The organism is Tahibacter soli (assembly GCF_025717065.2).
GTDB lineage: Bacteria > Pseudomonadota > Gammaproteobacteria > Xanthomonadales > Rhodanobacteraceae > Tahibacter > Tahibacter soli.
Genome location: NZ_JAOVZO020000020.1, coordinates 498,538 through 520,330, shown reverse-complemented (window position 1 = coordinate 520,330; position 21,793 = coordinate 498,538). Strand labels below are relative to the sequence as shown.

Here is a 21,793-nt window from a genome sequence, read left to right as displayed (position 1 = left end):
ACCCGGTCGCGCTCGGCTTGCAAACTGCAATAGCAATCTCCGCATTCCGGGATGCCTGCCATGTCGCGGCATCGATCGCGTCCGTAATTTCTCTTGTAAATCAGTGCCTTGGTGGGCGGTTCGCTGTTGGCACGAACCCTGAAACAACCGGTATCGAGCAAGCCATGGGTTTGCGAACGGGAGTCCATCATGAAAACCAATAACGCGATCCTGACCTTTTGCATTGCGGCCGCGCTGGGCCTCGCGGCGTGCGACAAGCCGGAAGACCCGATCCAGAACCGTGCCGATGTGGCCAAGGCCGAAGCCGACGCCGCGCGCAAGATGACCGACGCACGCGCCGACGCGGCGCGCACCAACGCCGACGCACAGGCCGATCTTGCGAAGACGCGTGCGGAGGCGAACAAGGATGTCGGCGAAGTGCGCCGCGAAGCGGGCGGCGCGATCAACGATGCCGAAGGCAAGGTGGCCGAAGCGGCGCACGACGCGAACGTGAAGGTCGGCAAGGAAGAGGCCGATGCGATGCGCGTCCGCGCGAAGACCGACTACGACGTCGCCAAGGCCGATGCCGAAGCCGTCTACAAAGTGGCCAAGGAACGCTGCGACGCGGTCGCCGGCGATACGCGCGACGCGTGCCAGAACCAGGCGAAGACGGCCTACGAGAACGCGCTGGCTGCCGCCGATCAACGCCTGCAGCAGCGCCGTGACGAAGCCGACACGCTCGCCAAGGCGAACGGCGGCTGATCGCCCTCGCATCGATTGACGGATACCGATAACCACAACGGAGCACACCATGAAGACGACCGTTCGACTGTTCGCCGCGCTCTTGGCCCTGATGTTCACCGCGGGCTCGCTCAGCGCGTGTCACACCGTGAAGGGCGCGGGCAAGGACATCGAAAGCGCCGGCAAGGAAATCCAGAAGGCGTCGGACGACGTGCGCAAGTAGTCGCCATGCGCGCTGCGCGGGCGAGCGATGCGCTCGTCCGCGTCGTCCAGGGCTGTACGCCGCGCACGGACGCGCGGCGAGGAGCGGTTTTGACACGGATCGGTTGACACAGAAAGGCCGCCTCGCTGCGGCCTTTCTGCCGTCTGCGGTTTCGATGGCGGCGCTCGGATGAACTGCGCTCATGCGACGAGTGCGCAATCTCGTTCGACAGCGCGGTCGCGCGAGGCAACCATCGCGCACCGATCAACGAAACGGAAAGCGTGATGACGACCACGACGAACACGACGGGAGGCAGGCGGTTCCTGTTCCTGCTGGCGAGCGCAAGGCGCGACGGCAATGCCGAACGCCTCGCGCGACGCGCGGCGCAAGCGCTGCCGCCGCAAGCCGATCAGCGCTGGCTGCGCCTTTCCGATCTGCCGTTGCCGGCGTTCGACGACCATCGGCACGAGGGATCGGGCATCTACGCCTATCCGGAAGGCCACGGCCGCACGCTGCTCGAAGCGACGCTCGAGGCGACCGACATCGTCTTCGTGGTGCCGGTCTACTGGTACAGCGTGCCGGCGGCGGCGAAGCTCTACCTCGATCACTGGAGCGGCTGGATGCGTGCGCCCGGCGTCGACTTCAAGGCGCGCATGGCCGGCAAGACGATGTGGGCGGTGAGCATTCTTTCCGACGACGACGAGCGCTTCGCCGATCCGCTGCTCGGCACGCTGGGGTTGACGGCGCAATACCTCTCGATGCGCTGGGGCGGATCGCTGTTGCGCTTCGGCAATCGGCCGGGAGACGTGTTCGACGATCCCGCGGCATCGACCGGCGCCGATCTTTTTTCGCGTCGATCGATCAGCCGGTCGCGGCGACGGCCTGAGCGGCGGCACTGCGCAGCCACTGCGCGAACGCGTGGATGCGCGCGGCATCGGCGGCGCTCTTGCGATACAGCAGCCAGTAGCGGTTCGCGTCGTCGAGCGCGAGCGGATGCGCCCGCACGAGGCGTCCGCTCGCAAGGTCGGACTGCACGAGCATCGCCGGCACGAGCGCGATGCCGTGTCCCGCGATCGCCGCCTCGATCGCGAGCTGGCTGTTGCTGAACAGCGGACCGGTGCGCGTGGCGCGTTCGATCGCCGCGTTCGTCGCACCCGCCGCGGCAAACCACGCGAGCCAGTCGGCATCGCCGCGACCGTCGCTGCGCCACGACGCGGGCGGCACGGTGCGCAGCAGCGTCTGCTGCGCGAGCGTGGCGGGGTCTGCAAGGTCGGCGCCGGCCGCCAGTTGCGGTGCGCACACCGGTACGACGGTTCCGCGCGGCCACAGCGGTTCGGCATGCAGGCTTTCGTCGTACGGACCGGGGCCGTAGCGGACGGCGATGTCGACGCTCGCGTCGGTGCGGAAATCGACGAGCACGTCGCTCGCGACGAGGCGCAGTTCGATATCCGAGCGCGTCGACTGGAACGCGGGCAGGCGCGGTGCGAGCCATTTCAGCGCGAACGACGTGACCGCGCTGATCGTCAGCGTGCCGGGGCCGCACGCGGCGCCGCGCCGGACGAGATCGTCGAGCGTGGTTTCGAGCGCGCCGAACGCGACGGCCGACGCTTCGGCGAGGCGCTCGCCGGCCGGGGTCAGCGCGAGCGAGCGATGGCGGCGCTCGAACAACACGACGCCGAGATGCGTTTCGAGATTGCGGATCTGGTGACTGATCGCGGTCGGCGTGACGTGCAACTCGTCGGCCGCTTGCTTGAAGCTCCTCAGGCGTGCGGCCGCCTCGAACGCGCGCACGGCGGTCCAGGGCAGGCGCGAGAGGTGGCGGTGGGGCGTCATGCGCGCAAGATCTGCGCCCGGAGGCTGGATTGCAATGGTGCGAGGCCCGGCGCCCGAAGAACGAGTTCGGGCGCGGCTTGCAACGGCCCATCGCCATCAATGGGATTTGTGAAATAAGTGCATGGCGGCAATCGCTGTCCAGGATGGCAGCATCCCGCCTGGAAAGAAGAAGGCCATGATTTTCGATACGCTGCCGATCCTGAGGAGCCGGTTCGAGCGACTTGCCGTTTCAACGGCATGTCGTCCGCCGGTCGACGCGGCACGAGCGCGGTCGTTCCCGCTCGGCGTCGCGGCGGGCGTCGGGTGGCTGGAGCGGTCGTGCAAATTGTAAAAATGAAAAAGCTGCGAAGGGCGCGACAATGCGCCGGAGCGATCGGCGGCGCGGAAACGAAAAAGCCGGCACGAGGCCGGCTTCGTCGTACTGGATCTTGGTGGAGCGGAGGAGGATCGAACTCCCGACCTTCGCATTGCGAACGCGACGCTCTCCCAGCTGAGCTACCGCCCCACACTTTCAACATCGTGCGGCACGCCGCGCGAGGGGCGCATATTACCTCGCGACCCCGGCAATGCCAACCCCCGGCGAAGATTTCTTCGATTTGCCGCCGATGGCCTATTGCAGCCCCCGCAGCGCCGTGTCGAGCGCCGCGTCGTCGGCCGCCAGCGGCTGCGCGTGCGCCGGGCGTTCGAGCAGCGCCGCGAGCGACGGCGGTATCTCGACGCCGCGGCCGATCAGCGGCTCGACCACGCTGTCGAACTTCGCCGGATGCGCCGTCGATACGACCGCCCAGTCGCCCTGTACGCCCTCGGCCCGCAACCCTTCGAGCACGCGCACCGCGGTCGCCGTATGCGGGCAGAACACTTCGCCGTGGTCGCGGTACCGCCGCGCGATCGTTGCGCGTATTGCGTCGTCGTCGACGCCGATTGCGCGGAATTCGCGCCGCAGTCGCCCGTCGTCGGGGTAGAGCCAGCGCAGGCGTTCGAAGTTGCTCGGCGCGCCGACGTCCATCGCGTTCGCGAGCGTCGCGACGCTCGCGCGCGGCGCGTAGTCGCCGCCGTCGAAGAACTGCGGCAGCACGTCGTTCGCGTTCGTCGCGAGCACGATGCGCCCGAGCGGCAGGCCGCACGCACGCGCGAGAATCGCCGCGAGCGCGTTGCCGAGGTTGCCGGTCGGAATCACGACGTCGAGTACGCCGCGGTCCTTGCGCCAGTGCGCGAGCGACGCCGCGGCGTAGTAGCTCATCTGCGGCAGCAGGCGGCCGAGGCTGATGCTGTTGGCGGAACTCAACGGCACCGCGGACTGCAGCGACGCGTCGCCCAGCGCGTGCTTGACCATGCGCTGGCAGTCGTCGAACGCGCCGGCTACTTTGTACGTGTGCACATTGTCGCCGAAGCAGCCGAGCTGGTGCGCCTGCCGCGGCGACACGCGGCCGTCGGGATACAGCACGACGACGCGCAGGCCCGGCTGCCGGTGGAACGCCGCGGCGACCGCGGCGCCGGTATCGCCCGACGTCGCCACGAGGATCGTCAGCGGCCGTCGCGCGTCGCGCTGCAGGCGCGCCAGGCACGCGGCGAGAAAGCGCGCGCCGAAGTCCTTGAACGCGGCGGTGGGGCCGTGGAACAGCTCCAGCACGTAGTCGCGCGGCGTCGCGAGCGCGACGAGCGGTGCGGGGAAGTCGAACGCTTCGGCGCAGATCGCCGGCAGCGCCGCGGCGAGCGCGTCGCCGGCGAAGAACGGTTCGAGGAGGCGCGTCGCGATGGCGGGCAGCGTCGTGCAGTCGTCGAAGTCGGCGGGGGCGAGGCGCGGCAGCGCGTCGGGCACGTACAGGCCGCCGTCGGGCGCGAGGCCGGCGGCAATCGCCGCGGAAAGGCCGGTCGCCGATACGGGATTGCGGGTGCTGACGTAGTTCATGCGATCACCTGCGCGGCCGGGCCGGCGATCGGCGAGACGTACGCCTCGCTGGCGAAACCTGCCGCCGCGAACGCGGCCTGCATCGCCGCGCCGGCCGCCTGTGCGCCGTCGCGCGTTTCGAACCACGCGAAGACGCTGGGACCCGCGCCGGAAATGCTCGCGCCCATCGCGCCATGGTCGAGCGCGGCCTGCTTGACGGCGCCGAACCCCGCGATCAGCGGCGCGCGGCGCGGCTCGACCAGCACGTCGGCGAGGCCTGCGCGCACGAGCGCGGCGTCGCCGCGCCAGCAGCCGGCCAGCACGAGCGCGAGGTTCGCGCTCTGCGCGACGAAGTCTTTCAGCTCGTATGCGCCCTTGAGCGCTTCGCGCGCGCGGCGCGTTTCGAGCACGGCGTCGGGATGCACGAGCACGCAATGCCATTCGCGCGGCACGGGCACCGGCACGCAGCGGTCGGCCGTGGCGAGCACGATGCCGCCGAGCAGCATCGGTCCGACGTTGTCGCCGTGGCGGCCGCCGCTCGCGACCGCTTCGCCGGTGACGGCGTGCGGGTACAGCGCGAGCGCGTCGAGCGGCGCGTCGAGCAGGGCGTTCGCGGCGACGAGCGCGGCGACGCACGAGGCGGCCGAGCCGCCCATGCCGGAACCGAGCGGGATGCCCTTGTCGAGTTCGATCTCGAAGCCGTAGGGCAGGGCGAGCGCGTCGCGCAGCGCGATCAGCGCGGCGCCGGCGGTGTTGCGTTCGGCCTGCGTCGGCAGTTCGACGGTGGCGCCGCGGATCGCGGCGATGCGCACTTCGGGCGCGTCGATGCGGCGCACGGTGGCGCGATCGCCGGCACCGGCGAAGGTGTGGCCGAGGATGTCGAAGCCCACGCCGATGTTGCCGACGGAAGCGGGGGCGAAGGCGGTGATGGAATGTGGCATGCGGAAGATGGTTTTATATTTATGGAATGGTGAGCTTTCAGACCCGGGCGCCCAGCGCCGCCGAGACCCGCAGAATATCCGCGAACACCCCGGCCGCCGTCACTTCCGGCCCCGCGCCGGGCCCCTGCACGACGAGCGGGTTGTCGCAGTAGCGGCGCGTGGAGAACAGCACGATGTTGTCGGTCAGGCGCAGGTGCGCGAACGCGTGGTCGTCCGGCAGGTCGACGAGCCCGACGCTCGCGCGCCCGTCGCGGTCGAGCTTCGCGACGTAGCGCAGCACCTTGCCCTGCGCCTTCGCGCGCGCGTGGCGCTGCGCGAAGGCGTCGTCGAGTTCCTCGAGCCGCTGCATGAACGCGTCGGCCGGCGCGGCGCGCAGCGCCTCGGGTACGAGACTTTCGACCGTGACGTCGGCGAGCGCGAGTTCGCGCCCCGATTCGCGCGCGAGAATCACGAGCTTGCGTGCGACGTCGGTGCCGGAAAGATCGTCGCGCGGATCGGGCTCGGTGTAGCCGAGCGCGTGCGCCTTGCGCACGAGCGCCGAAAACGGCGTCGCGCCGTCGTAGCTGTTGAACAGCCACGCGAGCGTGCCCGAGAAGATGCCTTCGATCGAATGCAGCTCGTCGCCGGTGTCGATGAGATCGCGCAGCGTGGTGACGACCGGCAGGCCCGCGCCGACCGTCGCCTCGTAGCGGAAGCGCGCGCCGCTTTGCGCGGCGGCCGCGCGGATCGCGCGGTAGCGCTCCAGTGGACCGGCGCCGGCCTGCTTGTTCGGCGTGATCACGTGGATACCCGCCGCGAGCCATGCGGGATAGCGTTCGGCGACGCGGTCGCTCGCGCTGCAGTCGACGATCACGGTATGCGGCAGGTGCGCGGCCTGCAGGTGCGCAGTGAACGCGTCGAGGTCGCAGTCGTCGGGCGACGCGGCCAGGCGTTCGCGCCAGCCGTCGGTCGCGCCGAGGTCGTCGCGCCACATCTTCGAACGCGACGCGACGGCGCGCAGGCGCAGGTCGAGGTTCGCGTCGCGCTTCAGACGCGGCTGCGCCGCGTGCAGCTGGTCGAGCAACGCGGCGCCGACCTTGCCGGGGCCGATCACGCCGAGCGAAATCGTCTGCGGCGACAGCCAGAAACCGGCGTGCGCGGCGCGCAGCGCCTTGTCGGCGTCGGCGCTGGCGACGGCCACGGAGATGTTGCGCTCCGACGCGCCCTGCGCGATCGCGCGGATGTTCACGCGCGCGCGGGCGAGGGTGTCGAACAGCCGCGCCGCGACGCCCGGCGTGCCGGCCATGCCGTCGCCGACCGCGGCGAGCACGCTGATCGCGCGCGTCACCTGCACGCTCTGCACCTGCGCGTTGTCGAGCTCGCGCGCGAACGCCTGCTGCAGCGCGCGGCGCGCGGTGTCGGCTTCGCTTTCGCGCACGACGCAGCAGATCGAATGTTCGGACGAACCCTGCGAAATCATGACGACCGAAACGCGCGCGTCGCGCAGCGCGGCGAACACGCGCTCGGCGGTGCCCGGCACGCCGATCATGCCGGCGCCTTCGAGGTTCACGAGCGCAAGGTCCGGGCTCAGCGTCAGGCCCTTGACCGGCCCGGCCCGGTCGCCGACGGCGGCGATGCGCGTGCCCGGATGGTCCGGTCGGAAGCTGTTGCGGATCAGGATCGGCAGGCCGCGCGAGATCGCCGGCGTCATCGTCTGCGGATGCACGACTTTCGCGCCGAAGTACGCCAGCTCGCACGCTTCGTGATAGCTCAGCGCCGCGAGCGGCACGGCTTCGGGCACGAGCCGCGGATCGGCCGACAGCACGCCGTCGACGTCGGTCCATATGTGTAGTTCTTGCGCATTGAACAATGCCGCGAAAATGGCGCCGGAGTAGTCGCTGCCGTTGCGGCCGAGTATCGTGATGCGGCCTTCCTCGTTGCGCGCGACGAAGCCGGTGACGACGACGCGTCGTGCCGCGTTCGCCGCGCGCCAGTCGGCGAGCTTGCGCTGGCTCGTCGGCCAGTCGACGTCGACGCCGAGGTCGCCGTGGCGTACGACGAGCACGTCGCGCGCGTCGAGCGTCGCGGCGTCTTCGCCGATCGCGGCGAGGTGCGCGCCGAGCAGCCGCGCCGAATACACCTCGCCCAGGCCTTGCACGAGTTCGAGCGCTTCGCGCGGCGGCGAGCCGAGCACCGACAGGGCATGCAGCAGTTCGGCGAGTTCGGTGAAGCGCAGTTCGAGCCAGTCGAGCGTCGGCTGCGCATGGTCGCCGAGGAGGTCGCGCGCGGCGACGACGTGACGTTCGCGCAAGGCGTGCCAGCGCGCGCGCCAGTCGGCCGCGCCGGCCGCGGCGGCGGTCGCGAGGGCGATCAATGCGTCGGTGACGCCTTTCATCGCCGAAACGACCGTCACCTGCACGGTGTCGTCGCGCGAGATCAAGAGTTGCGCGACGTGACGGTAGCGGTTCGCGTCGGCGACGGACGTGCCGCCGAACTTGTGCGCGATGCAGCCGGGCTGCGGCGCGGGCGACGCGGCGGGTTTCGGGTGTTCGGTCGGTGTTGCGACAGCGAGCGGTTTCATTGGGCCTCCGGTCGGGGCCTCGCGCTCGTCAGGGTGGGGTTTGAAGCTCGGCCCGCATCCCTGTTCGAGGTGCGGGGCCGTTTGCGTTGAATTACTCGCGCACGACTCGCCGCACCACCGTAGTGGTCGTCGTCGTAATCGTCGTACCGGAGCCGATGCGAACGCGCGCCGCCGTACGGGCGGAAGCGGGAACGCGAAGGCGGCGGGGAGCGCGGATCATGGGCCGAGTGAAGCGGATGTTGCGCTTGGCTGTCAAGCACCGGTGGGGCATAAGGGGCTCGCGCCGGGTGTTGTCGTTGGTTTTCGCTTCGCCGTTTTCGTCTGGCGTTGAACAGCGCGTTTTGCTCGCCTGTCGGTGGGCTTCTTGCTTTCTTCGACTGGCCGATCGGACGTTGCTGTCGTCGTTGACGGTCGCGTCGTTGTTTGTGCCCGGCGTTGAACAGAGCGTTCCGCTCGCCTGCCGGCGAGCGTCTTACTTTCTTTGTGTGGACAAAGAAAGTAAGCAAAGAAAACCACCCCAACAGCCGCGCCCCTCCGGGCATCCTGCCCTGCGGGGACCGCAAGCGCCCGGCGGGGTCCGCCGATGGTCCATCCATGGACCACGGCGGACGACGCACATCCGTGTGCGTCCCCTGCGGGCCTGATCACCGGTCGCTTGCTCGCGGCAGATGGGGCCCCGGGTAGAGCGGGCGGCTTCCTGCCGCCAGAGGCAACGGCAACAGCAACGGCTACAGCAACGGCGACGGCAACAGCGACGGCAACTGCAACTGCAACTGCAACTGCAACGGCAACCGCCAGGGCCTGGCATTTCTACAACGCCGTCATACCGGCGCAGGCCGGTGGTATCCAGCTTCTCGGTGTCCGCGAGAACCGGGCCTAGAAGCTGGATACCAGCCTTCGCTGGTATGACGAGCAGAGAAAAAGCGAAGGCAGAAGCAGAGATGAGCTAACCAACCGCCGCGCTTCGGCCGTTGCCTTTGCAGTTGCCGTCGCGGTTGCCGTCGCTGTTGCTGTGGCCGTTGCGGTTGCTTCTGGCGGCAGGAAGCCGCCCGCTTCACCCGGGGCCCCGTCGGTCGCGGCGAGATTGCGTAGGAAAAGCCCGCGCAGCGGGTGCGCACAGGACGTGCGCAGTTCGTTGACGGGCCATGGATGGCCCATCAACGAACCCCGGAGCGATCTCGCGGAGTCGGAGGGCAGGATGCCCGGAGACCGCGGCCGTCGGGGTGTCCTTGGGGGATGCAAGGGGAGATTGGACAAGCAATCTCCCCTTGCTCGCTCGCGGCAGCGAGCGAAACGCTTTGTTCAACAAGGTGCGTTAGCTACAAAGCGACAAAAAACAGCGTGCGCTGAAATGACGAACATTCACGCCGCGCCGCCGGCAGCCCGGCACAGCCCGGTACTTCCCCAGACACGCCGTCGGCCGCCTCGTGTCAATCGTCCAATTTGGACACCAGCGCATCGTACAAAAGTACCTTCCGCCACCCTTCGAGCGCGTCAGGCCAGCGGCGGTCGAAGTACAGCGTTTCGAGGTGTCGTCGCGCGCACAGCAGGCCGTCGGGCAGGTTCAGTTCGGTCGCGGTCGCGTTGACCACGTCCTTCATCGCGGCCAGCGCGCGCTTCTGCTTCGGCGTCGGCAGCGGAAAGATCGGCGCGAAATCGAGTTCGGCCGGATCGAGCGGCGCGGTCAGCACGTCGAACAGTTCGGCGCGCAGCACGCCGCGCAGCGCGCGCAGGCCCTTCGTGCGCGCGAACAGGTCGTCGGCGTCGTGCGGCGGTTTCTGCACGAAGTCGAGCGCGTGCGCGTCGTCGATCAGCCACGGCCGCGGCTTGTCGGCGCGCCGCGCCGCCGCCTCGCGCCACAGCAGCACGCGGCGCAGCCGCGCCTGCTGTTCGCGCGGCCATTCCGCCGCGCCCTTGAAGCCGCGCTGCGGTTCGGCGTCGCCGTCGCGATGGCGGCGCGCCTTGTCGAGCAGGCGGCGGCAGTCTTCGGCGTGCCACGCGCGGCGGCCGAGGGCATCCAGGCGCGCGCCGAGTTCGTCGTGCAGCGCCGACAGGTGCACGACGTCCTGCGCCGCGTAGTCGAGCTGCTGCGCCGACAGCGGCCGGCGCAGCCAGTCCGAGCGCGTCTCGGTTTTCGGCAGGTCGACGCCGGCGATCGCGGCGACGAGCTTCTGGTACGAAAGTCCGAGTCCGAGGCCCGTCATCGCCGCGGCGATCTGCGTGTCGAACAGTTCGCCGATGCCGTCGGGCACCGCCGGCGCGAGCGCTTCGAGGTCTTCGCTCGCGCTGTGCATGACGACCGTGACGGCGGGATCGGCGAGCACCGGCGCGATGCCGCCGAGGCCCCTGAGCGCGACCGGGTCGATCAGCGCGATTTCGCCGCCGAGGTTCACCTGGGCGAGCGCGAGCTGCGGGTAGAAGCTGTCGACGCGCATGAACTCGGTGTCGAGTCCGACGAGACGCTGGCCGGGATGGCGGGCGAGCAGGGCTTGCAACGGGTCGATGCTGTCGATCCAAACGTACACGCAGTTCTCCATGAAGGCGCGCGCAACGGGCATACCAGGCACAAGCGTTCGAACGCGACGGAGACTCTCATGACGAAAGCCGCGCGGAATCCGCGTTCGACCGCTCGCGCCGGCGCGCTCGGCGACACGCGGTTGTCAGGCGGGACACGGTAGCCTAAGGTGAGTTTCCGCCGAAGTCAGCAGCCGCGGCGGCGCGTTGCGCGCCCCGTTGCGCGCTCCGGAATCCACAACGTCCGCCAACCGCTTGTTGCGCAAGCGTTTGTCGACCCCTTGACTCGCCGAGCCCGGAGCGGCCCAATCGGGGCCGCGCAACGCTTAAGAGACGCAACGACGCATGCCTGGTACCGAGACCGTCCGCAAGCAGACCACCTGGGGTGGCGCCGCGGGTATCGCCTTGCTCGGCTTCGCGCTCGTATACCGCTTCTTTCCCGACGTGATCCACGTGCAGCCCGGCCGCCGCGTCGCGGCGCCGCCGACGGCCGCCGCGAGCGCGCCCGAAGCGCCGATCGGCTGGCGCGCGCCTGAGTTCGTGCCGGAATTCGTCGGTCCGCCGCGCGAACTCGCCGGCGCCGCGCCGTCGCTGCTGCCGCCCGCGCCGGTCGAGCCCGAGAAGCCGGCGACGGCGAACGTCGCGGCGTGGCTCAAGGACGCCGACAAGGCGCTGGCCGCCGAAAACTACGTCGAGCCCGAAAAGACGAGCGCGCTCGCGCTGTATACGCAGGTGCTCCAAGAGGACAGGAACAACCGCCGCGCCATGGCCGGCGTGGCGAAGATTCGCGAGGCGCTGCTGGCCGCCGCGATGGCCGCGCTCGACCAGGGCGACGCGCCCGAGTCGGAGGCGCGCCTGGCCGATCTCGAACGCGTGCCGCACGAGCGCGACGAGTTCGCGCCGCTGCGCAACCGCCTCAAGGTGCTGCACCAGACCGCGCCGCTGCTCGCCAACGCGGCCGACCTGCTGCGCCAGGGCAAGGTGATGGAGCCGGCCGGTTCGAGCGCGCTCGACGTGTACCGGCGCGTGCGCGACCTCGACCCCGAGAACGCGCTCGCGCGGCAGGGCCTGGAACAGATCCAGCGCGGCGTGCTCGACCGCGCGCTCGCCGCCGTCGCGAAGGACGACTTCGCCGAAGCCGACGCGATTCTCGCGCAGGCCGCGACGATCGCGCCGGGGTCGCAGCAACTGCTCGACACGCGCACGCGCACCGAAGGCGTGCGCCGGCAGCGTGCCGAAACCGTGCTGGCGCAGGCGCAGTCGGCGCTCGATTCGGGCAACGCCGACCTCGCCGAGCAGCTCGTGCGGCAGGCCCAGCGCATCAGCGCCGACCTGCCGGCGCTCGACGAATTTCAGGAAAAGTTGCGAAATGCGCGTTTGTACGCGAGCTTCCGCCCGGGCGAGGTGATCACCGATCCGTTCCGCGACCGCAGCGGCAACGCGCCGGCGCTGCTCGTCATTCCCACCGGCAAGTTCGAGATGGGGTCGCCCGACGACGAGGAAGGCCATCGCAGTACCGAGGGGCCGCAGCGCGAGGTGATCATCTCGATCGGCTACGCGCTCGGACGCACCGAGGTGACGGTCGGCGAGTTTCGCGAGTTCGTGCGCGCGACGGGCTATCGCACGACGGCCGAGCGCGAAGGCACGTCGAGCACCTACGACGAGGTCAGCGGACGCGTCTCGGACCAGCCCGGCGTGACGTGGCAGGACGACTACGCCGGCAAGCGCGCGGCCGACAACCTGCCGGTCGTGCACGTGTCGTGGGAAGACGCGAACGCGTACGTCGAGTGGCTCGGTGCGCGTACCGGCAAGCGCTACCGGCTGCCGTCGGAAGCCGAATTCGAGTACGCGCTGCGCGCCGGATCGTCGACGCGCTTCTGGTGGGGCGACGGCGATCCGCCGCGCGTGGTGGCGAACGTCACCGGCGCCGGCGACCGCTCGCCGCAGCACCGCACGTGGCGCAAGGGCTTCGCGCGCTACAACGACGGCCACTGGGGGCCGGCGCCGGTGCGAAGCTATGCGGCGAACCCGGTCGGTGCGTTCGATATCGACGGCAACGTGTCGGAATGGGTCGACGACTGCTGGCACGAAAACTACATCCGCGCGCCGCGCGACAGCCGTGCGTGGGTCAATCCCGGCTGCGAGCGGCACGTGGTGCGCGGCGGCTCGTGGGGCAGCGATCCGGATCAGGTGCGCTCGGCGTTTCGCCTGTCGGCGCTGACGGTCACGCGCAGCGCGCGCGTGGGATTTCGGGTCGCGCGAGATCTGTAGACGCGTCGCTCAGTCGTCGCGCGCCTGCCAGCGCCCCAGTCCGACCAGCGCCGCGGCGATCACGAACAGGCCCACGAGCACGCACAGCGCGTTGATCACGGCCTGCGCGACGCCGAGCGCGGCGGCGTCGACGAACGGATACGGGTACAGGCCGGTCAGCGCGCCGCGCGCGAGCGTCAGCGCAAAGTACACGACCGGAAAAATCAACCAGTACGGAATGTCCGACCAGATGACGTCGCGCTTGCGCACGGCGAACCACCAGTACGCGAGAAACGCGAGCGGCATCGCGTCGTGCAGCAGATGATCGACGACGAGCTGCAGCCCCTGCGGGTTCCAGATGCGCCGCAGCAGCAGCGAATAGGCGATGCCGACGAGCGCGAGATACGCGGCGATCGCGGTGTTGACGCCGGGGCGCGCGAAGAAGCGTCCGGCCGGCGACGCGGGACGCAGGCGCGGCAACGTCAGCGCGAGCGCGGCGAGCCCGTTCGACAGGATCGTGAAGAAGCCGAAATAGATCACGACGCCCATCGCCATCCCGCGTCCGTTGTCGGCGGCCAGGCGCAGCGACAGCGCGAGCTGCAGCGCGAGCGTGGCCCAGGCCAGTACGGCGAGTCCCGCGGACAGTCGCGCCGTCAATACGTTCGGGGCCATCGAACCTCTCCTCGGGAACGATGTCGAGTGACGGCTATCTTCATACAATCGCGGGCACGACGAGGAGAATTATGCGACGCAAGGCCGCAATGGGTGCCGCGATCGGACTGGCCGTGCTGCTGCCGGTCGGCGGCTGGGTCTGGGCGACGAGCGGAAGGACGTTGATGGCACGCATCGAATCGACGCCCGCCGGGCGGGCGCAAGCCGCCGCGGCGCGCGTGCGGCCGGCGCTCGAACGCGACCTGGCGAAGCAGAATCTCGCGTTCGGCGCGCCGGTGTTCATGCGCGTGTTCAAGCGCGAGGCCGAACTGGAACTGTGGCTGCGCGCGAAGGACGGCGCGTACCGGCTGTTTCGCACGTATCCGATTTGCACGTTCTCGGGCGTGCTCGGACCGAAGCGGCAACAAGGCGACAACCAGGCGCCCGAAGGCTTCTACCGCGTCGCGCTCGGGCAGTTGAACCCGGCGAGCAAGTTTCACCTGTCGTTCAATCTCGGCTACCCGAACGCCTACGACCGCGCGCACGGCTATACCGGCGACTTTCTGATGGTGCACGGCTCGTGCGTGTCGATCGGCTGCTACGCGATGGGCGACGCGGCGATCGAAGAGATCTACACGCTCGCCGAAGCCGCGTTGCGCGGCGGCCAGCGCGCGTTCGAGGTGCACGCGTTGCCGTTTCGTCTCGACGCCGCCGCGCTCGCCGCCGAGCGCGCTTCGCCGTGGCACGATTTCTGGTCGGAGCTCAAGCCCGGTTACGATGCGTTCGAGCGCACGCGCAGGCCGCCGTCGATCGGCGTCGCGGCGAAGCGCTATGTCGTCGATGAAGGATAGGGGGCGTCACGCATGAAACCGCTGGAACCGGAAGACCTCGAAAAGATCTGCGGGCGATGGCCCGGCGTCACGCAGTCGATCAAGTGGGAAGTCGATCTCGTGTACAGCGTCGCGAACAAGATGTTCGCCGTGTACTGCACGCTCGGCCCCGAGCGCGGGCGCATCTCGTTCAAGGTCGACAACGAACGCTTTCTCGAACTCACCGACCAGCCCGGCTTCATGCCCGCGCCGTACATGGCGCGCGCGTTCTGGGTGACGCTGACCGACTACGGCGTGCTCGACCGCAAGCAGCTCGAGGCGTTTCTGCATCGCTCGTACGAGCTCGTGGTCGAGAAATTGCCTAAGAAGACGCAGGCAGCGCTCGCCTCGTAGCGACATTGCCGGGCGAGCGGGATGTCGTGGTGCTGCGGTTGCCGCAACGCAGGATTCCGACGTCGCCCCCTCACCCCGGCCCTCTCCCCCAAGTGAACTTGGGGGAGAGGGAGAGAGCGTCGCGTCGCTTGAAGCCCTCTCCCCCGCAAGCCTGCGGGGGAGAGGGTTGGGTGAGGGGGCGACGCATCCGGCCTCGTCGGTCCGCGGTTTTCGCCGGACAGGAAAACTGCAAGGATATCGAATGCAAAAAGTTTACGACCGCGCGTATTTCGACAAGTGGTACCGCGACGAAAAACACCGCGTCGGCTCGCGCGACGCGCTGCGGCGCAAGGTGGCGATGGCCGTCGCGATGGCCGAGTTCTATCTCGGCCGCGAGATCCGCAACGTGCTCGACGCCGGCTGCGGCGAGGGCGCGTGGCACGCGCCTCTCAAGGCGTTGCGGCCCAAGGCGCGCTATCTCGGCCTCGATTCGAGCGAATACGCGGTCGCGCGCTGGGGCCGTTCGCGCAACCTGCGCCTGGCGACGTTCGGGCAGATCGGACAGCAGCGTTTCGACGAGCGTTTCGATCTCGTCGTCTGCGCCGACGTGCTGCACTACGTGCCGACCGCCGAACTCAAGCGCGGCCTCGACGGCCTGACCGACCAGCTCGAAGGCCTCGCGTTCATCGAGGTGTACACGACCGCCGATCACCTCGTCGGCGACATGATCGGCTTCAAGCGCCGCACGCCCGCGTGGTACCGGCAGACGTTCGCGGAAGCCGGGCTGATGCCGGTGGGTTCGCACGGATGGGTCGGCGCGCGGCAGGCGCCGTGGGTCACGTCGATGGAATCGCCGCAGGCCTGATCGATCCGCCAAAGCGAATCGACCGCCCGCCGCCGGTCCGGGGATACGGCGCGGCGGCGGGCGGTCGCGGTGCGCGGCCGCGAGGGTGGGGAGGAACGGCGGCGCACCGGAACCGTGAGACGACGCTCGGCGCCCGAGCGTCGCAGGAGCGTTACGGCGTTTCGAGACCGTCCGCGAACAGGCCGTCCGGCGTGAACACGTACAGGCCGGAGAGGCCGTGCGCGACGTACACGCGGCCGTCGGCCGGCGCCTGGATGCGGCGCGGCGTATCCGGCGTGTCGTGGTGCGTGACGAGCGTCGGCGCCGCGCGGTTCGTGATGTCGATTTCGTCGACGCCGGTCGCGAGACCCACGTACGCGCGGTTGCCGCGCAGCGCCACCGAGTACGCTTCGCCCGCATACGTGCCGAGCAGGGCCGGCGCCGCGGGATTGCTCACGTCGACGAGCCGCGTGCCGTCCATGCACGCGACGAGCGCGAGCCGGCCCGTGGGATCGAGCGCGATGTCGCTCGGCGTGCTGCAGTCGCCGAACAGCGCGACGCCGGCCGGCGACGTCGGGTTGGAAACGTCGACCACGCGCAGCCCGCCGTCCGTACCGCCGCCCGACGGCTGGTCGGCGATGTACAGATAATTGCCGTGCAGCGCGAAGCGCATGTACTTGTCGTCGATCGGCGGATCGGACACATAGCTGCCGACGATGCTCGGCGCCGCCGGATTGCTGACGTCGACCACCGCGAGGATGCCGCCGTTCGTCGACGTGCCGACGTAGGCGTAGTTGCCCTTCGCGGCGATCGCGGTGGCGAACGGAAACTCGAGGAAGCCGTGCTCGACCGGTGCGCGCGCATTGGTGACGTCGGCGATGACGAGGCCGCTGCCCCAGCTCGTGAGGTAGGCGCGGTTGCCGTCGACGGCGACCTGCTCGAACGCGCGGCCCTGCAGCGACTGCGGCAGGCTCGTCACGTAACGGCCGAGCGGCGCGAGCGTGCCCGGCTGCGCGATCTGCAGGCCGTAGGCGTTGCCCAGAACGAACACCGTGTCGTCCTTCACCGCGACGTCCATCGGCGCGGTGCCGCCGGGCAGCAGCGCTGCGCCCGCGAGCGTCGGCTGCGCCGGGTTCGTCCCGTCGATGCGCAGCACGCGGTCGTCGCGCGTGGCGAGCCAGCCTTCGCTGCCGGCCGTCGCGGTCACGTCGGTCGAGAACGTGTCGATCGGCGCGGTGCCGGCGTGGATCGGCTTGTCGACATTGGACACGTCGAACACTTCCACGCCGTCGAAACCGCCGACGCCCCAGGCGTAGTTGCCGACGAGCACGCCGTTGTACGACACCGGCGAATCGATGCGCCCGCGCGGCACGCTGTTGGCCGGGTCGGTGAGGTCGGTGACGGCCGCCGCGAGGCCGAAGCCGAACGCGTAGGGCGGACGGAAGCGCACGCGGAAATAGTCGTAGCCGTCGAGGTTCGCCGAGCCGAGTTCGACCAGCGCGGCCGGATTGGACACGTCGAACACCGTGGCCACGCTGTTGCCGAGAAAGCTGCGGCCCGAGACGTACAGCCGGTCGCCCGCGACGTGCGCCTGCGCGTAAGCGCCGAAGCCGGCGTAGCTCTGCGTGAACACCGGATGCGACGGATCGCCGAGATTGCCGGTGAAGATGCCGTTCTCCGAATCGAGCAGCAGCAGCTTGTCGCCGACGATCGCGACGCTCGCGGCCATGCGGATCGACGACGTCGTGTAGTCGTACTGGCCGAGCAGCACCGGGTTCGCGCGATCGGCGATCGAGTACACCGCGACGCCCGCCACGAGGCTGTCGTAGCCGCGGAAGCTCGCGTACAGATAGTCGCCGCGGCGCGCGAGGCCGGTCAGCCAGCCCTTGGCGGGCGTGGCGCGCGTGTCGCCGGCCGCGACCGGCGCGCCGGCCTGGGCGCGGCTCCAGGCGCTCAACGTCGCGCCGTTCGGCACGTAGACGTAGTCGTCGACCGCGACCGGATCGGCGAGCGTGCCGCCGAGCGCGGCGGTGAAGGCGGCGGGGGCCGGCGGCGCGGCCCGGGCGGGCGCATGGGCAATACAGAGAACGGCGGCAACGGCGACGGCTAGCGCTTTCATTCAAATCTCCGCAACGAGTGTTCGGGCAATCCCGTCGGCCATGCTTGCGTCAGGGCCGCGTCGACGCATTCGTTGCATCGTCGTTGCTCGTTCGTTCGGCGTGTGTTGCGTCGTCGTTGCGCGTGCGTCAGCGCACCGGGCGTTCGCCGGCGAGCGTCTGCGCGCGCGACTGCGCCTGTTGCAGCGCGTCCGCCTGGTTCAAGGCCGCGTTCAGCGCGACGAACACGCTCGCGGCGCGCAGGTCGCTGTCGGCCCAGCGCGAAATGCGCGACGACAGCGCACGCGCCTGCCCGAACCGGCCGGCCTCGATCAGCGCGAGGCTGTACGGCCGGATCACCTCGACGAGATCGGCCGGCGTCACCGCGAGCTCGTCCGCACGCGCCAGCGCGCGGGCGTAGACGTCGAGCGCCTCGTCGACGCGGCCTTCGGTACGCAGCTGCTCGGCCGCGGCGACGTCGCCGTAGACGCGGCGCCAGTCCGGCGGCTGCTGCGTCTCCAGCCACGCGCGAAAGCGCGCGGTTTCGCTTGCCGCGAGCGCGCGATCGCCGAGCGCGCGCAGCGCCGCGAGCCGCGTCGTCCACGCGCGCAGGTAGCGCGCCACGTCGGTCTGTTCGAGCAGCGGCGTCAGCGTCGCGGCCGCGAGCGTCGCCGCGGCGTTCGCGTCGCCGCGCGCGAGCGCCAGGCGCGCGCCGAGCGCGGCGACCTGCGCGCGCACCGCGGCGTCGGCCTCCGGATCGGCCTCGTGCGCCACGCGGTCGACCAGCGTCTGCGCGTCGCGCAGCCGGCCGTTTTCGGCGAGCGCCTCGCCGCGCACGAGCGTGAGCTTCCAGCGCAGCCGCGGATTCGGCGTCTGCGTCTCGGGCGGCCAGAACGCCTCGGTCGTCGCGAGCGCGGCGGCGGGTTCGAGCAGATCCTGCTGCAACTCGGCGATCGCGACGACCGCCGCGAGATATTCGGCGCGCGCGCCGAGCCGCTTGAGTCGCGCCGCGGCTTCCTCGAGCGCCGCCACCGCCTGCGCCGGGCGCTGCCGCCGCGCCTCGATGACGCCGAGGTTGAGATCGACCTGCGCGACGCCGAGCGCGTCGCCGGCCGCGTCCATTTCGGTGCGCGCGAGGCCGAGATCGGCGAGCGCCGCCTGGTAGTCGTCGCGCAGGATCGCCACGATGCCGCGGCCGAGATAGGCCGCGCCGAGCGCTTCGGGATCGCCGCGGTCGGTCAGCAGCGTAATGGCTTCGGCATAGCGCGGCGCGGCGTCGGCCGGGCGGCCGCGGCGCACGTCGCTCGTGGCGAGCGTGGTCAGCGCGCGACCGCGCAGCACGGCGTCGCGCTCGCGCGAAAGGCGGTCGAGCAATGCCGAGACGCGCGCGTCGACCGCGTCGTAGGCGCCGGCGCGCAGTTCGATCTGCGCCTGGCGCAGCGCGATTTCCGGGCGGTCGCGCAGCGCCGGGTCGGCGTCGCGGATCAGGTCGCCGGCCAGGTCGAGCCGGTCGGCGAGCATCGCCGCGCGCGTACGCTGCAGCAGTTCGTCGAGGCCCTGCGGCCGGTTCGCGTCGGCCGGCGGCCGGTGGCCGAGGCGCAACAACAAGGTGTCGACCGCTTCGCGCGCCGCGGCGATCGCGTCGGCCGCGCGCGCCTCGACGACGAGGTCGTTGCCGCCGCCGCGCGCGGTCAGCTTGACCGTCCAGCGGCCGTCGGCGAGATCGACGCTCGGCAGGATGCGCAGCGTGTCGGCGCCGGCGATGTCGCTGGCGTCGAGCAGCGATTCGGCGTGCGAGACGGGCCGGTCGCGCACGAGCGCGACGACGCTTTCGCTCGCGGCGGTCGCGAGATCGCCGCGGCGCAGGCGCGCGGCGACGAGATCCATCAGGCCCAGGCGCAGCCAGGCCCAGTCTTCGCCGGCCTCGACGACGGCCGGCAGCACGAGCGCGGCGGTGGTCAATGCCGGCGGCGGCGCGGCGGTCGCCTGTGTCGCTGGCGGCGCACGCCACAGCCACGCGGCGAGCGTGATCGCCGCGACAACCGCGAGCGCGGCGACGGCCGGCCAGATCGCGCGGCGGGGCGCGGCGGCGGGTGATGCGGCGGCGGGGGCGGGCGCTTCGAGGGCCGGCGCGGGTTCCGCGTCGGGCGCGACAGGGGCGGGTGCGGTGTCCGCCGGGCCGGCCGCCGTTTCCTCGTCGACCGGCGCCACCCAGCGATAGCCGAAGCGCGGCACGGTGCGAATCGTGTGCTGTTCGTTGCCGGTGTCGCCGAGCACGCGGCGCACGCGCACGAGCGTCTGGCCGAGCAGGCCGTCGGCGACGTCGGCGCGGCCCCAGATCGCGGCCATCAGTTCGTCGCGGCCGACGGCGCGCTCGCGGCGTTCGATCAGATACACGAGGCAGTCGAACGCACTGGTCGGCAGCTCGATCGGCTCGGCGCCCTGGCGCAGTTCGCGCGCCGCGGGGTCGAGCGTGAAGTCGCGGAATCGGTACAGCGGGTGATTCATCGGCGGCGATCGGGGAAAGCAGGCGAGACGGCCAAGTATGCGGTGGCGTCGCAGTTGGCGCTAATGGGGCGGGGGAGGGCTTCGCCTGCGGGCGATGGGCGGGGCGACAACAGCGCTGATTGCCCGGAGGGCGGGCGCGAGTCGGTCCCGCACCGGCTCCTGCTGGTCATCCCAGCGAATGCTCACTGCTGTCTGGAATATTTTTCTTGACTTGCTCGCAAGCGCGCGCGGTTGTGCGGCGGCCTGATATCGCGCGTGAATGAAGACTCGAGAATCGAGTCTGCCGGGTGCGACCGTGGTGTCGAAAACCCGAACGCGACGCGATCCTTCGCGCAGCCCCCATCCCAACCTTCTCCCCCAACGCTGTTGGGGGAGAAGGAGCGGCAAACTCAAGCGCCGCGCGGCTTTAGCCCTCTCCCCCAACCTTGTTGGGGGAGAGGGTTGGGTGAGGGGGTGACGCCAAGGTCTTCGTTGCCCTTACAGAAAATCCGCTCGCCGGCGCTGTGCACATTTATTCCGGACAACAGTGGGCCTCCGCCGAGCTGACGAGCAAGAGCCGGAGCAAGAGCCAAGGCTCGCAACTCGTAACGCAATACACATTGCTCGCTGCGGTCGTCTCAGCGTAGCCCCGTGCTCGGTCGGTCAAGGACTGACGCAAGTTCGCTGCGCGAATCCTTGACCGACCTGCGCGCGGGGCTCCTTTAAAGGTCGCCCACAGCGATCAATCGCTTCAGGGCCAAGCGCGAACGGCGCGGTTGCTCCCGCGCCGTTCGCTGATCACGACCCACCTCTAAGGAGTGCATCATGACCAAGCACAATCGTACCTCCCGCAACCCTTCCACCCGCCAAATCCGCGTCGGCACCATCCGCTACGCCGAAGGCGTGAACTTCGCCGCCTGCGACGTCCCGCATATCCGCCTCCTCGGCCACTGGCTCGCCGACGCCGGCTTCCTGCCGAACGACGACGTCACCGTCCGCATCCGCCAAGGCCGTCTCGTCCTCACCCGCCGCTGATCGCGGCCACGACACCCGCCCCGCCCGGGGCGGGTGCTTTCCGTACTCCTTCGGATCGCTCCCGACGACTCGGGCCTCGGATATTCATCGGCGGGTGTCCCTGAAGCGGCTGAAACCGCCGGACGTACGGCGTCGTCCGTTGCGCCGGGCGCGGATCCACCCGCGTTCCGGCCCGCTTGCGGTCCGAAACCGCGCTTTTTTCGGGCATTCCGCACGCTTTTTCCGTCGTTTGAGTGTCCACTACTCACGCGTGACTGACGAACACTCAGCGTTGACTGTCCATCACTCACGCGTGAGCAAAAATCACTCGCGCGCGAGTACCCGCATACCCACGCGAGACCGGCCGGCACTCACGCGAGAGTGCCCGCCACTCACGCGTGAGCAAAAATCACTCACGCGCGAGTATCCGCCACTCGACGGTGACTGCCGGGCACTCACGCGCGAGTAAAAATCACTCACACGTGAGTACTCGACTACTCACGCGTGAGTGCTGGCCACTCACCGCGCCTTCGCGCGCGATGAAGTGTTCGAGCGCGGAAAAAAGCCCTCCTTGCCACGCGCGCGCGCAGG

At 70.0% G+C, this 21,793-nt stretch carries 15 protein-coding genes, 1 tRNA gene and 1 pseudogene; 8 read left to right on the top strand and 9 right to left on the bottom strand.

Going from position 1 to position 21,793, the window contains the following annotated elements:
- Positions 1–189: 189 nt before the first annotated feature.
- From OD750_RS23255 to OD750_RS27545, 3 genes and pseudogenes are all read left to right on the top strand, one after another.
- Positions 190–741, top strand: a complete 552-nt coding sequence (locus OD750_RS23255) for a hypothetical protein (protein WP_263540644.1) — start codon at positions 190–192, stop codon at positions 739–741.
- A 49-nt stretch (positions 742–790) separates the two neighbouring features.
- Complete coding sequence (locus OD750_RS23250; protein ID WP_263540643.1) at positions 791–943, top strand: entericidin A/B family lipoprotein; 153 nt, start codon at positions 791–793, stop codon at positions 941–943.
- Between the two features lie 263 nt (positions 944–1,206).
- Positions 1,207–1,554: pseudogene (locus OD750_RS27545) on the top strand (NAD(P)H-dependent oxidoreductase); the annotation flags it as partial.
- 229 nt (positions 1,555–1,783) lie between these two features.
- Here the strand turns inward: OD750_RS27545 and OD750_RS23240 are convergent.
- The 6 genes from OD750_RS23240 to OD750_RS23215 form a co-directional block, all read right to left on the bottom strand.
- The gene (locus OD750_RS23240) at positions 1,784–2,755 is read right to left on the bottom strand and encodes a LysR substrate-binding domain-containing protein (RefSeq protein ID WP_263540641.1); all 972 of its coding nucleotides are present in this window, start codon (positions 2,753–2,755) and stop codon (positions 1,784–1,786) included.
- A gap of 429 nt (positions 2,756–3,184) precedes the next feature.
- Positions 3,185–3,260: transfer RNA gene (locus OD750_RS23235), tRNA-Ala, on the bottom strand.
- 105 nt (positions 3,261–3,365) lie between these two features.
- Positions 3,366–4,664 carry a threonine synthase gene (thrC, locus tag OD750_RS23230; protein WP_263540639.1) on the bottom strand — a complete coding sequence of 433 codons (1,299 nt, stop codon included), beginning with the start codon at positions 4,662–4,664 and terminating at the stop codon, positions 3,366–3,368.
- Positions 4,661–5,584 (bottom strand): homoserine kinase, encoded by a 924-nt coding sequence (locus OD750_RS23225; protein WP_263540638.1) that lies wholly within the window; start codon positions 5,582–5,584, stop codon positions 4,661–4,663. Before OD750_RS23225 ends, thrC begins: the two co-directional genes overlap by 4 nt.
- Positions 5,585–5,621: 37 nt before the next feature.
- Positions 5,622–8,144 carry a bifunctional aspartate kinase/homoserine dehydrogenase I gene (thrA, locus tag OD750_RS23220; protein WP_263540637.1) on the bottom strand — a complete coding sequence of 841 codons (2,523 nt, stop codon included), beginning with the start codon at positions 8,142–8,144 and terminating at the stop codon, positions 5,622–5,624.
- A 1,430-nt stretch (positions 8,145–9,574) separates the two neighbouring features.
- Positions 9,575–10,669 carry a ribonuclease D gene (locus tag OD750_RS23215; RefSeq protein WP_263540636.1) on the bottom strand — a complete coding sequence of 365 codons (1,095 nt, stop codon included), beginning with the start codon at positions 10,667–10,669 and terminating at the stop codon, positions 9,575–9,577.
- A 334-nt stretch (positions 10,670–11,003) separates the two neighbouring features.
- Here OD750_RS23215 and OD750_RS23210 point away from each other — a divergent pair, with 334 nt between their 5' ends.
- Positions 11,004–12,929 carry an SUMF1/EgtB/PvdO family nonheme iron enzyme gene (locus tag OD750_RS23210; RefSeq protein WP_263540635.1) on the top strand — a complete coding sequence of 642 codons (1,926 nt, stop codon included), beginning with the start codon at positions 11,004–11,006 and terminating at the stop codon, positions 12,927–12,929.
- Positions 12,930–12,938: 9 nt separating this feature from the next.
- Here OD750_RS23210 and OD750_RS23205 read toward each other — a convergent pair whose 3' ends face one another.
- On the bottom strand, positions 12,939–13,580 hold the full coding sequence (locus OD750_RS23205) for a Pr6Pr family membrane protein (protein WP_263540634.1): 642 nt from the start codon (positions 13,578–13,580) through the stop codon (positions 12,939–12,941).
- Between the two features lie 89 nt (positions 13,581–13,669).
- On the opposite strand from OD750_RS23205, the gene OD750_RS23200 reads away from it, so the two are divergent.
- From OD750_RS23200 to OD750_RS23190, 3 genes are all read left to right on the top strand, one after another.
- Positions 13,670–14,410 (top strand): L,D-transpeptidase family protein, encoded by a 741-nt coding sequence (locus OD750_RS23200; RefSeq protein ID WP_263540633.1) that lies wholly within the window; start codon positions 13,670–13,672, stop codon positions 14,408–14,410.
- A gap of 12 nt (positions 14,411–14,422) precedes the next feature.
- The gene (locus OD750_RS23195; protein ID WP_263540632.1) at positions 14,423–14,782 is read left to right on the top strand and encodes an MmcQ/YjbR family DNA-binding protein; all 360 of its coding nucleotides are present in this window, start codon (positions 14,423–14,425) and stop codon (positions 14,780–14,782) included.
- 241 nt (positions 14,783–15,023) lie between these two features.
- Positions 15,024–15,626: a class I SAM-dependent DNA methyltransferase gene (locus tag OD750_RS23190; RefSeq protein ID WP_263540631.1), complete on the top strand. Its 603-nt coding sequence runs from the start codon at positions 15,024–15,026 to the stop codon at positions 15,624–15,626.
- A gap of 151 nt (positions 15,627–15,777) precedes the next feature.
- Here OD750_RS23190 and OD750_RS23185 read toward each other — a convergent pair whose 3' ends face one another.
- Both OD750_RS23185 and OD750_RS23180 read right to left on the bottom strand, forming a co-directional pair.
- Positions 15,778–17,724 (bottom strand): LVIVD repeat-containing protein, encoded by a 1,947-nt coding sequence (locus OD750_RS23185; RefSeq protein WP_263540630.1) that lies wholly within the window; start codon positions 17,722–17,724, stop codon positions 15,778–15,780.
- A 127-nt stretch (positions 17,725–17,851) separates the two neighbouring features.
- A complete protein-coding gene (locus OD750_RS23180) occupies positions 17,852–20,209 on the bottom strand; it encodes a winged helix-turn-helix domain-containing protein (protein ID WP_263540629.1) in 2,358 nt (785 codons plus the stop codon).
- 804 nt (positions 20,210–21,013) lie between these two features.
- Between OD750_RS23180 and OD750_RS23175 the strand changes: the two genes are divergently transcribed.
- On the top strand, positions 21,014–21,223 hold the full coding sequence (locus tag OD750_RS23175; protein ID WP_263540628.1) for a type I toxin-antitoxin system SymE family toxin: 210 nt from the start codon (positions 21,014–21,016) through the stop codon (positions 21,221–21,223).
- Positions 21,224–21,793: the final 570 nt, after the last annotated feature.